The 12,623-nt window shown below is 59.4% G+C and carries 12 protein-coding genes and 1 other RNA gene; 4 read left to right on the plus strand and 9 right to left on the minus strand.

Features of this window, described 5'->3' with window-relative positions:
* Positions 1-57: 57 nt before the first annotated feature.
* From V6L75_RS18665 to V6L75_RS18705, 9 genes are all read right to left on the minus strand, one after another.
* A complete protein-coding gene (locus V6L75_RS18665; RefSeq protein WP_334252989.1) occupies positions 58-2,949 on the minus strand; it encodes a putative bifunctional diguanylate cyclase/phosphodiesterase in 2,892 nt (963 codons plus the stop codon).
* 433 nt (positions 2,950-3,382) lie between these two features.
* Positions 3,383-4,894 (minus strand): Do family serine endopeptidase, encoded by a 1,512-nt coding sequence (locus V6L75_RS18670; protein WP_334252990.1) that lies wholly within the window; start codon positions 4,892-4,894, stop codon positions 3,383-3,385.
* A gap of 135 nt (positions 4,895-5,029) precedes the next feature.
* Entirely contained in the window at positions 5,030-5,215 is a 186-nt protein-coding gene (locus V6L75_RS18675) for a DUF2065 domain-containing protein (protein ID WP_334252991.1), read from the minus strand.
* The gene (gene hflC / locus V6L75_RS18680; protein ID WP_334252992.1) at positions 5,212-6,129 is read right to left on the minus strand and encodes a protease modulator HflC; all 918 of its coding nucleotides are present in this window, start codon (positions 6,127-6,129) and stop codon (positions 5,212-5,214) included. The genes V6L75_RS18675 and hflC overlap by 4 nt, the downstream gene beginning before the upstream one ends.
* On the minus strand, positions 6,129-7,328 hold the full coding sequence (gene hflK / locus V6L75_RS18685) for an FtsH protease activity modulator HflK (RefSeq protein ID WP_334252993.1): 1,200 nt from the start codon (positions 7,326-7,328) through the stop codon (positions 6,129-6,131). The genes hflC and hflK overlap by 1 nt, the downstream gene beginning before the upstream one ends.
* Positions 7,329-7,529: 201 nt before the next feature.
* On the minus strand, positions 7,530-7,994 hold the full coding sequence (locus tag V6L75_RS18690; protein ID WP_334257574.1) for a GNAT family N-acetyltransferase: 465 nt from the start codon (positions 7,992-7,994) through the stop codon (positions 7,530-7,532).
* 1 nt (position 7,995) lies between these two features.
* Positions 7,996-8,760, minus strand: coding sequence for a dihydrofolate reductase (locus tag V6L75_RS18695; protein ID WP_334252995.1), 765 nt, complete (start codon positions 8,758-8,760; stop codon positions 7,996-7,998).
* A gap of 53 nt (positions 8,761-8,813) precedes the next feature.
* The gene (glpQ, locus tag V6L75_RS18700) at positions 8,814-9,824 is read right to left on the minus strand and encodes a glycerophosphodiester phosphodiesterase (protein ID WP_334252996.1); all 1,011 of its coding nucleotides are present in this window, start codon (positions 9,822-9,824) and stop codon (positions 8,814-8,816) included.
* 49 nt (positions 9,825-9,873) lie between these two features.
* The gene (locus V6L75_RS18705) at positions 9,874-10,668 is read right to left on the minus strand and encodes a thymidylate synthase (RefSeq protein WP_334252997.1); all 795 of its coding nucleotides are present in this window, start codon (positions 10,666-10,668) and stop codon (positions 9,874-9,876) included.
* Between the two features lie 123 nt (positions 10,669-10,791).
* Here V6L75_RS18705 and ssrA point away from each other — a divergent pair.
* From ssrA to V6L75_RS18725, 4 genes are all read left to right on the plus strand, one after another.
* Positions 10,792-11,148, plus strand: a transfer-messenger RNA (tmRNA) gene (gene ssrA, locus V6L75_RS18710).
* Positions 11,149-11,423: 275 nt separating this feature from the next.
* The gene (locus V6L75_RS18715; protein ID WP_334252998.1) at positions 11,424-12,032 is read left to right on the plus strand and encodes an SspB family protein; all 609 of its coding nucleotides are present in this window, start codon (positions 11,424-11,426) and stop codon (positions 12,030-12,032) included.
* Between the two features lie 77 nt (positions 12,033-12,109).
* A complete protein-coding gene (locus tag V6L75_RS18720) occupies positions 12,110-12,334 on the plus strand; it encodes a DUF4169 family protein (RefSeq protein WP_334252999.1) in 225 nt (74 codons plus the stop codon).
* Positions 12,331-12,555, plus strand: a complete 225-nt coding sequence (locus tag V6L75_RS18725; protein WP_334253000.1) for a ribbon-helix-helix domain-containing protein — start codon at positions 12,331-12,333, stop codon at positions 12,553-12,555. The genes V6L75_RS18720 and V6L75_RS18725 overlap by 4 nt, the downstream gene beginning before the upstream one ends.
* Positions 12,556-12,623: the final 68 nt, after the last annotated feature.

The following is a 12,623-nucleotide window of genomic DNA, read 5'->3' on the forward strand; positions in this document are numbered from 1 at the left end:
GGCAAATCTCCCTCGGGCCGGCCCGATGCAGCCTGCTCTGGTTCAGGCCGCATAGGCTCAGGCAGGAATGCGCACGGGCATGCCGCTGATTTCTTCTTGCGGCCTGTCACAAGAATCCAGGAGTTGGAGGACATCAGCCGCCTGCATGGGGCGGCCAATGAAAAAGCCCTGCACCTGCGAACAGCCTTCCCGGCGCAATGCTTCAAGCTGCGCCGCCGTTTCCACGCCTTCCGCCGTCGTTTGAATCCCGAGACTTGCACAAAGGCTGGTGACGGCGCGCACCACCGCCCGCTTGTCTTCCCCCTCGTGAATGTTCTGCACAAAAGCCCGGTCAATCTTCACCTTGTCGAAGCGGAACTTCTGCAGGTAGCTGAGGCTCGAATAGCCGGTGCCAAAGTCATCCATGACAATGCGCACACCAAGGCTCCGCAATTCTTCGAGAATCGTGAGCGTAGCTTCCGTATCCTGCAGCAGAACACCCTCAGTGATTTCAATCTCCAGGCGGCTCGCCGGAAGGCCAGATGTGCCAAGGGCCGCCAGGACATCCAGAACCAGTGTGCGGGTGCGGAACTGCACCGGAGAAATGTTGACGGCCACCCGCACATCTGATGGCCAGCTGGAAGCTTCACGGCACGCCTGTTTCAGAACCCACGAACCGATTGCGCTGATCAGCCCTGTCTCCTCGGCGACAGGAATGAAGTCACCGGGGGGAATGTTGCCCCGCTCAGGATGCTGCCAGCGGATAAGGGCTTCGAAACACTCGACCTGTCCCTGGCCGAGGCCATAAAGCGGCTGATAATGCAGATGAAACTGCTCCGCCGCGAAGGCTGTACGCAGATCGAGTTCCATTTCGCGGCGCTGCTGGATCTGTGCATCCATCGCCGTCTCGAAGAAGCGGTGAATGTTACGTCCATCCTGCTTGGCGCGGTACAGCGCCATATCCGCGTGCATGAGAAGCGTATCAGCATCCTCACCATCCTGCGGAGAAATAGCAATGCCGATGGACACACCAACAAAGATGCACTGTCCGCTGATCTCGAAAGGCTGACCAATGGCTTCGATAATGCGGTCCGCCATGTCCGCAGCCTGCGCCGGACTGCGCCTGCCGTGAAAGACGATGGCAAATTCATCTCCACCCAGCCGGGCGATCAGATCCTCTTCGCCGATCGTCTGCCGCAACCGCGCAGCAACTTCGACAAGCAGCCTGTCCCCCATAGGATGACCAAGCGTGTCGTTGACTGTCTTGAACTGGTCCAGGTCGAGATAAAGCAGGGCCGTCGGCTGACCCGTTGCGAGGCTTCGGGCGACATATTCCTCGGCTTTTTCCCGGAACAGGATGCGATTGGCAAGGCCGGTCAAGGCGTCGTGATGGGCAAGATGGGCAATACGCTGCTCCTGCTGCTGGCGTTCGGTCACATCCTCATAGACAGCGACTGATCCGCCCTCAACTGTACTTGCGATGGTAACCACAATGGTACGTTCATCCCGCACCTGCACGATACGCTTTCGGGTGACCTGCAAGCCCGCGGCCAGCTGCTTGTCCTGCGGCCCCTCATCGGCAATCACCTGAGCCCCCTGCCTGATACAGGCCGCAACAACCCCAGCACGTGCCGTGCCCGGCAGAACCGCCTCTTCAGGCAGATCAAAAAGGGCGCGGAAGTTGCCGTTGGCAAGGATGACCCGGTCATCAGGCCCACACATCAAGATCCCTTGCGGAATGCTCTCCACCGCAGAAGACAGCCTGTCAAACTGCTGCTTCACCTCCTGGCGGGAGGAAGCCAGGAGATCCTGGCGCGCTGCCTCCAGAGACTGGATCAACCCATCAAATGCGGCCCCCAATTCTCCGATCTCATCGGGGCGCCTGATCAGATCTTCTGGGACAGGGTGGATGACATCGCCCGCGTCCTTGAGAGCGCTGGCGTAGCTCGTCAGCCGCTCCACCGGCCGGGCCACGGCTGCGCCAAAGGCAAATACCGCCCCGATACAGGCGAAGCAGGCAAAGGCTGCAACGGCAAGAATCGTCAGCATCCCAGCCTCAATACGCCGGGTGATCATCGCCGTTGTCTCCTCGTTCTGCTCACGCGCCCAGACTGCAAGCCGTTGCACCGCCTTCGTCAGCCGGTACTCGGAAAGGCGCAGTAAGCGCGTCACGTCGGTACGGGCCCGGTCAATTGCCATCGCCTGCTGCAGAACCTCCTCCAGCGGGCCGCCAGCGTTCATCTCCTGGGAGACGGCAAGAATGGCATCGCGCAGCGCCCTTGTCCGGGGGGCGGAAGACTGGGCATCCAGCCAGGGCATCAGCTGGCGGGAAACTGCGCCAATGCCCCGCGCCGCCAGATTCTGGTTCTGGAGCGCTTCGCCAAGATTGCGCGTGCCTGCGGCATACCAATCCCCCAAGAGACTGTCGTCGAAGCGTTCCACCTCCTTGCGCAAGTCGTAGGAGAGACGAATGACCGGCCAGTTCTCCAACATGGTGGAGCCAAGCCGCGCGCGGACTGCCTCAAGCCCCTCAGGTTTGCCGATCATCTCGCGCATGCTGCGCTCGTCAAACGCCAGAACGCCGTCAACCTGCTCGAGCAGCTGGTCCAGCGTTGCATTCATGCGTTTGAAGCTGAAGCGGATGCGTTCCTCAATCTGCCTGCGCTGTTGAGAATTTTGGATATGCTGATCGCAGACGGCGATAACCTCTCCCTGAATTCTCTTGAAATCCTCACGCGCCCGGATTGCATCCTGACCGAGGTTCTCGAGATTCCGCTGCCGGATCGACGTTTCAAGCGCATCAAGTTCTGAATAGTCGACTGACCGGAGATTGAAGGCCGCCAGCGCAGGGTCTCCTCCGGTGCGGAAGAAACACTCGTCAATCAATGTTCGAGAAAGCCCGGCAATCTGCTGAACACTGGCCGTTGCGCGAAGGGCGTCCACATAGAGCGGGCCAGTCGCATGGCTCATCAGATTCATGCCACCTGAGACTGCCTGCATCTGCCGGACGCTGACAATGCCAAGGCTCAGGATAAGGAGAACAAGAACGCCACCAAATCCGGCAACGGCTATGCGCAGACGCTGAAACCGCAGAAGTAAAGGCAGTGAAAACCAAAAGCGCATCCAGAACCTACCCCATCTGGAATTCCTGCCTCAGACAAATGCCACTCCAAACATCAACCGCGCCAATCCAGTCTGGCGCAGCTGGTAAGCGAACCCGCGACGAAAGGAACACTCGTATAAATTGCTATACGTTTCGTAAAAAACATCGATCAAACGCAAAAATAACGCAACGTCAATAATGACAATGCTGCAGAATGGATACACCTATGGATTGCAGCCAAAAACAAAGGGTGCGAAGCAGGTCCACACCCTTTGCCGGCAAAATATCAAGAACTTGATTTTACTTCTCTTCGTCAATCCTCACCGGAATGAAGCGCAGTTCTCCGTTCGGGTTGGCCAGCAGCAAGAGCGCCGACTTACGGCCATCCTTCTTGAGCTTCTCGACCTGAGCAGCAGCTTCCTCCGGTGTTGTCACCGGCTCCTGGGCCACTTCCTTGATGGTGTCTCCGGCCTGGATACGCTTTTCCTCCGCAGAACTGCCCGCGACGACCTCAGTCACAACAACGCCCTTAACCTCGGCGTTGATCTGGTACTTTTCACGCAGTGTGTCATCCAGGGTGGCCAGTTTCATGCCCAGCACTTCGCTGGTTTTCTGTTCTTCCTCAGCCGGCTTGTTCTCTTCCCCGGCCGCGCCGGATGCATCTGCCTCCTCAAGGCGGCCAAGCGTCACTTTCAGTGTTACCCGCTCGCCCTTGCGCAGCACGACAACGTCCACCTCCTTGCCGATGGCCGTATCAGCCACCATGCGCGGCAGGTCGCGCATTGCCGGAACCGGCTTGCCATCGAACTCGACGACCACATCGCCCGGCTGGATCTTCGCAGCGGCTGCAGGGCCATCGTCAGAGACACCGGCAACCAGTGCGCCCATTGCTTTATCCATGCCGAGGCTTTCGGCAATTTCGTCGGTCACTTCCTGAATGCGCACGCCGAGCCAGCCGCGGCGGGTCTCGCCAAACTCGCGCAGCTGCGCAATCACGGCCGTGGCCGTGTTCGAGGGAATGGCAAAGCCGATACCGATCGAGCCGCCCGAAGGGGAGATAATGGCCGTGTTGATGCCGATGACCTTGCCATTCATATCGAACAGCGGACCGCCCGAGTTGCCCCGGTTGATGGCGGCGTCCGTCTGGATGAAGTTGTCATATGGGCCGGCGTTGATGTCACGCTTGCGGGCGGAAACGATGCCGACGGTGACAGTGCCCCCCAGACCGAAGGGATTGCCGATGGCCATCACCCAGTCGCCGACGCGGATCACCTCGCTGTCGCCGAATTCAACGGCCTTCAGCGGTTTCACGGGCGTTACCTTCAACACGGCAATATCGGTTTTCTCGTCAACTCCGATGACTTCCGCCTTGAGCTTGGAGCCATCGTTGAAATTGGCGGTAATCTCGTCAGCGTCCTCAATGACGTGATTATTCGTGATGATGATACCTTCGGTGCCATCAATGACGAAGCCGGAGCCAAGCGACTGCACACGGCGCGGCGAGCTTCCGCCCTCACCGCCATCATCGCCTTCCCCGTTGTTCTGGCGATTGAAGAACTCATCGAAGAACTCCTGGAAGGGAGAGCCTTCCGGCAGCTTCGGCATGGGGATGGTCCGGCGGGCCTGCACTGTCTGCTCGGTCGAGATATTCACCACCGCATCGGCAAGGCCTTCCGCCAGATCGGCAACGGAGGCTGGCCCCTGTGCAAGCGCAACATGCGCCGGCGACACGGCAACAAAGGCCGTCAGCATCGCTGCGGCTGCCATGCGGGCACCGCGAGAGAAGTGTTGAGCTTTGAAAATACGGGCCATCGGCCGCTTTCCTCCATACCATCGGGCGGGCAGATGCCCGGATCACGAAATCACTCTAACGATATATGCAAACATGGCGCCAGTTCGACAGCAATCGGACTGGCGCCATGACTTTTCCGAGAGGTGGACAGCCCTTCAACCGCGAACCAGCCAGATGACGAATACACCGGCAGCCAGCGCAGCAAGGCCAACGCCGCGCAGCACGCTGTCATCCAGATCGAGCACGCTGCGCAGCATCGCTTTCATGCGCCCTGGCGCCAGTGCATAGAGGGTTCCCTCCAGCGCCAGCGCCAGGGCAATGGCTGTTACCAGATCGCTCATTGCCCCGCAGGTGCAGCACCTGCAGCAGGCACCGCCGCAGCTGCGGGAGCTCCGGCCGGATCATTGAAGTACCGGAAGAAGCTGGAGTCGGGCGACAGCACGAAGCTGGTCTGACCGGCCTTCAAGCCTGCCTCATAAGCCTGCATGGAGCGGTAGAAGGTGAAGAAGGACGGATCTTCGCTGAAGGCTTCGGCAAAGATGCGGCCGCGTTCTGCGTCACCATCACCGCGCAGGATTTCTGCATCACGGCGGGCTTCTGCGATCAGAACCGTTGCATCGCGTTCGGCGCGCGAACGGATGCGGCGGCCCTGTTCTTCACCCTGAGCGCGGATTTCGGTTGCCTCACGCTCACGCTCGGTCTGCATGCGCGAGAACACAGCCTGGCTGTTGGCTTCCGGGAGATCGGCGCGGCGGATCTTCACATCCACCACTTCAAGACCAAGATCAGCCGTCGCTGCCGATACAAGCGTACGGATCTGCGTCATGATCTGGGAGCGGTTGTCCCGCACGACGGCTGTGAAGGTCGAGCGGCCCAGCTCGTCACGCAGAGCGCCCTGCAACAGCGTCGAAAGACGCTGGTTCGCGGCATTGATATTGTTGACGCGCTGATAGAACCGGACCGGATCGGAAATGCGGTACCGGGCAAACGCATCGACCACCAGACGCTTCTTGTCGGAGGCGATGGCTTCCAGCGGCGGCATGTTGAAGTCCAGGATGCGGCGGTCGATGTAGACCACGTTCTGGACCAGCGGGATCTTGAAATGCAGGCCCGGCTGCTGGGTGGCGGAAACCACCTTGCCGAACTGCAGCACAAGCGCCTGCTGCGCCGGGTTGACGATGTAGATCGACAGGTACAGAGCCGTCAGCGCCAGGGCAATAATGACCCCGAGAAAACCGAGAACACCGTTCTTCATTACTGCTGTCCCCCGCCGTTACGCACTGCCGGCTGCTGCGGCTGGCTGGTTCCCCGGCCGAGCAGATCATTGAGCGGCAGATAGGGCACCATGCCCTCGCCAGCCTTCTGGTCGATAACGATCTTGGCATTGCTGCCAAGCACCCGCTCCATCGTTTCCAGATAGAGACGTTCACGGGTCACGTCCGGCGCCTTGCGGTACTCTTCATAGATCTTGGTGAAGCGCTGAGCCTGACCGGTCGCTTCAGCGATAACCTGGTCGCGGTAGGCGTTGGCAGCTTCGATAACCCTGGCCGATTCACCACGCGCCTCGGGCACGATGCGGTTGGCATAGGTCTGAGCCTCGTTCTGGATACGCTCCTGGTCCGCACGGGCGGCCTGAACGTCACGGAAGGCATCAATGACCTGCTGCGGCGGGTCAACCTTCTGCATCTGCACGCTAACGATGTCGATACCGGCCTGATACTGGTCGAGCGTTGTCTGCATCAGGTTCTGCACGGCCACCTGGATCGGCGCGCGGTTCTCCGTCAGGATCGCATCAATGTCCGAGCTGCCGACGACTTCACGCATGGCGCTTTCGGCGACGGCCTTGACCGTCCCTTCAGGATCCTGAATGTTGAACAGGTAATTGGCGACGCCCTCGGTCGTGGTCTTGATGCGCCACTGAACCTTGAAGTCGGCATCGACGATGTTTTCGTCGCCCGTGAGCATCAGGCTTTCTTCCGGCACATCGACGGAACGCACGGTGCCGCCGGAGACGCGCTCCTGCATGCCCACCGTCATTTCCTGAAGGCGCAGGACTTCCGGCTTGTACACTTCACCGATCGGATAGGGCCAGTTGTAGTTCAGGCCTGGCTGGGTCTGGCCGCTGACCTTGCCCAGCACCAGTTCCACGCCCACCTGATCCGGCGCCACGCTGTAGAAGCCGGTCAGCATCCAGCCGCCGATCAGCACAACGCCAGCGAGCAGGATACCCTTGACGCCAAAGTTGCCGCCGCCACCCGGCAGAACCGTCTTCATGCGGTCCTGCGTCCGGCGCAGCAATTCTTCAAGGTCGGGGGGATTGCCACCACCATTGCGATTGGGGCCTGAGCCCCACGGCCCGCCGTTATTGCCGCCACCGCCGCCACCCCAGGGACCGCCGTTTCCGCCGCCCCCCTTCCAGCCGCCACCGCCACCGCTCTGGTTGCTCCAAGGCATCAATACATCCTTCTTCGGGGGGCAGGCTTGCCTGTCCCCTGGTTGAACTTGTTGTATCTGACCTGCTGGGGGTTATAGGAAGGTTAGCGGCCGCTGACAACGCGCAGCCTCCTGAGCCTCCCAAACTCAGCCGGATTCAGGTTTATCACCCGGGACATGGGTGCCAAGACCCGGATTTTCAAGGCTTTGCGACGCCTAAGGTTACATGGCAGGCGCGGCAGGGCGACGCATATCCACGTGCGGAATTCCATCCTCCAGATAGATTTCGCCGATGGGCTCAAACCCGTGACTGCCGTAGAAGCGCTGAAGATGCGCCTGCGCCGAAAGCTCCACCTGCGCATCCGGGTGCTCTGCACGTGCCCAAGCCAGCCCCGCCCTCATCAGATGATCACCCAGCCGCAGCCCTCTCGCATGCGGGGCAACGACGATACGGCCCAAGCGCACATAGGGCTCTTCCACAGAAGGCGCAAAGGAGCGCAGATAGGCGGCCAGACGCCCCTCGCCATCCCTCAAGAGATAGTGAAACGCCTCGGGATCGCGGCCGTCAACTTCCGGATAGGGACAGTTCTGCTCCACGACGAATACGTCAACGCGCAGCTTCAGCACCTCGTAGAGAGCCGAGAGCGGCAGTTCGTCGAAGGTGAACCAGTGACCAGAGCAGTTCACACTAACAAACAACGGCAGGGAATAACTGCCTCTCCTCAACATCGACCTCTGTACGCCGCTTCACGCCCCGCTCCAAGTAAGCCTTTTCCATATCATTCAATTTCTCTATCTTTTCACTATATTCTTTGTAAAATTTATCTATACTAAACATTCGAACAGTTCGATTTCTTCTCTCAAAAACAGTCAGTCTAAACGGAAATTCATCTTCATCAGTCCTAGGAAAGTCTTTCTCGCTGACAATTCTCCATTGACGGCGATCATACTGATCCCGAAAAAATGCATCTCCATGAATATTATCGGAAAAAACTTCTGTGAGATAAATCTTCTGGTAAAGCTCACCAAATTTCCGATAGATTTGATCGCCACCGATAACAAAAAACTCATCAGCATTGTGTGTGATTGAATAAAAATCAGCCTCAAAAAGAGCTTCTTCAACGGAGGTTACAAAAACCACCCCATCCACAGCCTCACCAGGAGTACGTGACAACACAATATTCTTGCGGTTCGGCAAAGGCTTTCCAATAGAATCGAAAGTTTTTCGACCCATAATAATAGCCTTACCCTTTGTAACGCTCTTAAAATTCTTAAGATCAGTTTTCAGCCTCCAAGGAAGCTCGTTCTCACAACCAATGACGTCACCGGGGAAACTGCGGGCAACAATAAAAGAAATTGATGGCATAACAATATTTTTAGTTCTCATCTCAGCCACCACCTCAAACAAACTCCATGCTTGTTTTAGTGCGTTCAGCGGACGATTCCCAGCCATTTCGGGATTTTCGCCATCCGTGGGCTAGCCCTGTGCAAAGTTTTCAGAAAATCTCAACGCCCCAATGCCTTCAGGCCGAGATCCGGCTGATCGGTGAAGAACCCATCCGCCCCGGCCTCGGTCACTGTCAGATGCACCAGCTCTCCAAAGTTCGACGCAAAGGGCGGCAGGCGGTCGGCGCGCAGGGTATAGGGGTGAACGGCAAGACCAAAGGCCTTGGCATCGTGCACCAGCGGCGTCACCTCGGCCACGCCATCCTTGTTTTCATCCGTCAGAACCTGCGTCAGCGACGGACCAAGCCCGTCCGCCACTTCGGCAATGGCAGCCAGCCCTTCCGGCGTCTTCAGCCAGTCGTAGTCCGTGCCCGGCGCCATGTTCCAGCTGTTTTCCCCCAGCAGCTGCACCAGCTTGCCCTTGTAGCCAAGTTCCTGCCGGACACGGCGGATCTCGTTGAAATCAAAGGACTGAAGATAGACTTTCGCCTCTGGACCGGCGAGGTCATGCGCCTCAAGCACAGCAATCACCGCCTTGGCGAGATCCTGGCCTTCATCCCGGTGGAAGGCAGGAGACTTCAGCTCCGGATAAAGGCCGAACTCCCGGCCGCTTGTCTGCGCAAGGCCCTTCAGGAAGACGATCTCTTCCTCCAGCGTTGGCACCGTCAGGCCTGTCTTCACCCGCGGAAAACGGCCGCGGAAAGCGGGTTCGCCCTTGCGGTTCACCCGCTCCAGCACCTGCAGCCGGCGGATTTCCTCAAGGGTAAAGTCGATGGCATAATGCAGGCCGTCAGCCCGCGCCCGGCCCGCAAACACCTCTGCCACGTCCGTCGTCGCATCCAGCGTGATGTCATGCAGCACGATGGGCACGCCATCCTTCGTCAGCACCACATCCTGTTCGATGTAATCTGCGCCCATACCCACGGCCAGCGCCTTGGCGGCCAGAGTGTGTTCAGGCAGATAGCCGGACGCGCCGCGATGGGCGATGACAAGCGGTTCAGCCACGGCACTACCCATCATCAGAACGAGGCCGAGCAGCGAGGCAGGCAGAAAATGGCAAGGACGGCGCATGGCGTCTCCTTTTGTGTGGCTGGCAGAACGTGGGCGAACCACCGTCCGGTCAGACGGCAATCGGCGCTTTGATCGCAGGATGCGGATCATAGCCTGACAGCTGGAAATCCTCATAGCGGAAGGCGAAAAGATCGGTCACCTCCGGGTTGAGTGTCATGACCGGCAAAGGGCGCAACTCACGGCTCAGCTGCTCACGCGCCTGATCGAGGTGATTGGCGTAAAGATGCGCATCCCCAAGCGTGTGGACGAAATCCCCCGGCTTCAGACCGCAGACCTGCGCCACCATCATGGTCAGCAGCGCATACGAGGCGATGTTGAACGGCACGCCCAGAAACACATCCGCCGAGCGCTGGTAAAGCTGGCAGGACAGGCGGCCGCCGGCCACATAGAACTGGAACATGGTATGGCACGGCGGAAGGGCCATTTCGTCCACCAGTGCCGGATTCCAGGCGGAGACGATCAGGCGGCGCGATTCCGGGTTCTTGCGGATCATCGCCAGCACATTGGCAATCTGATCGATTGACCGGCCATCGGGCGCAGGCCAGGAGCGCCACTGCGCGCCATAGACAGGGCCCAGGTCGCCGTTTTCATCGGCCCATTCATCCCAGATGCTGACGCCATTGGCCTTGAGGTAGCCGATGTTGGTGTCACCGGCGAGGAACCACAGAAGCTCATGGATGATCGACTTCAGATGCAGCTTCTTCGTCGTAACGGCCGGGAAGCCCTCCTCCAGATTGAAGCGCATCTGGTGACCGAAGACCGAGCGCGTTCCGGTGCCCGTCCGGTCGCCCCGGTCAATGCCCTCCTCCAGAATGCGCCGCATCAGATCGTGATATTGCTGCACGTGATTACCCGTCCGCTGTCCTGTTCCGGCTGTCTGTCTGTTCTGGCGCGCGGAGGGCGGGGACGCAAGGATTCATTGCGGGCCCGGAGCTCATGACAGCCACTCCATCCACAGGCGCCCTGCCCCCTTTCAATCGGCGAGCGAAATGCCTATATTCCACCTGCCGGTTTACCGGCTACGGCGATAAATTGACTGTGTAATAAGCCTATCGGACCCGGGGGCGGTACCCGGCGCCTCCACCCAAGCCCACCCCAGCGGTGGGTTTCGGCGGGGGCGAAATAGGATCGACGAGGGTGTAAAGACTGCTCTTTCGCTCGGCATGGTACCACCGATATCGGACCAAATCTGTAGTTGCAAATGACAACTATGCTCAGGACGTCGCTCTCGCCGCGTAATGCGGTGCGGGTTGTCCACCTAAAGCCCTGACGGGTAGCACTGTCAGGCGGGGTTCGGAGGCACCTGGCAACAGAAGCCTCCACTTAAACTTCCCAAAAAACAGAGATTTCCGGTGTTGTTCGGCGCGGCCGAGACATTGACCTTGCGTCAAGCTCTTGCCACAGCGCCGCAGCATGCCCATTATTTGCCGCATGCACCCCTTCCGGCATCCGGAGCGGAGGCGGGCGTGGAGGACGGGTCTGCGAAAAGCCGGGATTACGAGCCTTTCAACAAGGCGATATGTGACGTGAGGGGCTTTTCTTTTGACCGGCAAAGGGTCAAGGTGCCCGAAATTGATTTGATTCCGGCGGATAATAAAAATGGCAGAAGACCTGCTCCGTTATGACATCATCGTGCAGGACGCCCTGCGGGCGGCGGTGAAGAAAATCCTTGCCGAAGTTGCCCGCACGGGCCTTCCCGGCGAGCACCATTTCTACATCGCCTTCGATACCAATGCTCCCGGCGTGCGGATTTCCTCGCGCCTGAAGGAGCGGTATCCGACCGAGATGACCATCGTTCTGCAGCACCAGTTCTGGGATCTGGCCATCGGCGAGCATGCCTTTGAAGTGGGGCTGTCCTTCGGTGGCATTCCGGAGAAGCTGCTGATCCCCTTCAGCGCCATCAAAGGCTTCTTCGACCCCTCCGTCCAGTTTGCGCTGGAGTTCGAGCCGGGCAAGACTGCAGAACCGATCCCGGACGATCTGGTGGAAGCTGTCGGCGAACTCGCCAATCTTGAGGCAGCAGCGGCCAAGTCGCTCGAGGACAAGAACGTCAAGCCGGCCGCGCGCAAGACGGCGGCAAGTGCCAGCAAAGCCGAGAAGGCTGAAAAGGCTGCCAAGCCAGACGCTGTGGAGGAAGGCTCCAAGGACGAAAAGCCGGCCGAAGGCGGCGAAGTCGTCTCGCTGGATGCCTTCCGCAAGAAGCCTTAAGCTGCTGTCAAACCGGGCGCCGGGCCTCAAAGGGCCTGGCTATCATGTTGGATAAGGCACTTTGGCGAGGCTGAGACATGAGCGCGGACATCATCAACCTGCGGCAGGCGCGAAAGGCCCGTGACCGGAAGGCGCGGGAGAGCGAGGCCGAAACCAACCGCCGCCTCCACGGCCGCACCAAGGCGGAACGCAAGCTCAAGGACGCGCTCGACAGCAAGGCGCAGCAGACGCTGGACGCCCATCAGCTGGAGCGCAAGGCCTCTGATGACACGGAAGATCCGGACAGGGATGGTCAGGCGTGACCTTTCTCAAGCGTTCGCTCAGCCTCAAGGGGCACCGCACGAGCCTCGCACTTGAGCCTGATTTCTGGGCTGAGCTTGACCGGATCGCAGAAGAACGCTCCCTCTCTCTCGCCGCCCTTATCGGCATGATCGACGCCGAACGCGCACCAGATCAGCCTCTGTCCTCCGCCGCCCGAGTGTTTGTGCTGAGAGCGCTCAAAGCTGTGCCGGAGCAAGGGTGACGGAACGCCGCAAGCCTGGGTGCCGATTGAGAACCCTTCTTGCACCGCCACTCCTCCGTCATGGCATG

The organism is Pannonibacter anstelovis (genome assembly GCF_036881715.1).
GTDB lineage: Bacteria > Pseudomonadota > Alphaproteobacteria > Rhizobiales > Stappiaceae > Pannonibacter > Pannonibacter anstelovis.

Coding starts and splice junctions, on each gene's coding strand:
- V6L75_RS18665 (WP_334252989.1), bottom strand. CDS start 2,949: ATGAGCCATGCGACTGGCCCGCTCTATGTGGACGCCCTTCGCGCAACG.
- V6L75_RS18670 (WP_334252990.1), bottom strand. CDS start 4,894: ATGGCCCGTATTTTCAAAGCTCAACACTTCTCTCGCGGTGCCCGCATG.
- V6L75_RS18675 (WP_334252991.1), bottom strand. CDS start 5,215: ATGAGCGATCTGGTAACAGCCATTGCCCTGGCGCTGGCGCTGGAGGGA.
- hflC (WP_334252992.1), bottom strand. CDS start 6,129: ATGAAGAACGGTGTTCTCGGTTTTCTCGGGGTCATTATTGCCCTGGCG.
- hflK (WP_334252993.1), bottom strand. CDS start 7,328: ATGCCTTGGAGCAACCAGAGCGGTGGCGGTGGCGGCTGGAAGGGGGGC.
- V6L75_RS18695 (WP_334252995.1), bottom strand. CDS start 8,760: ATGGCTGGGAATCGTCCGCTGAACGCACTAAAACAAGCATGGAGTTTG.
- glpQ (WP_334252996.1), bottom strand. CDS start 9,824: ATGCGCCGTCCTTGCCATTTTCTGCCTGCCTCGCTGCTCGGCCTCGTT.
- V6L75_RS18715 (WP_334252998.1), top strand. CDS start 11,424: ATGGCAGAAGACCTGCTCCGTTATGACATCATCGTGCAGGACGCCCTG.
- V6L75_RS18720 (WP_334252999.1), top strand. CDS start 12,110: ATGAGCGCGGACATCATCAACCTGCGGCAGGCGCGAAAGGCCCGTGAC.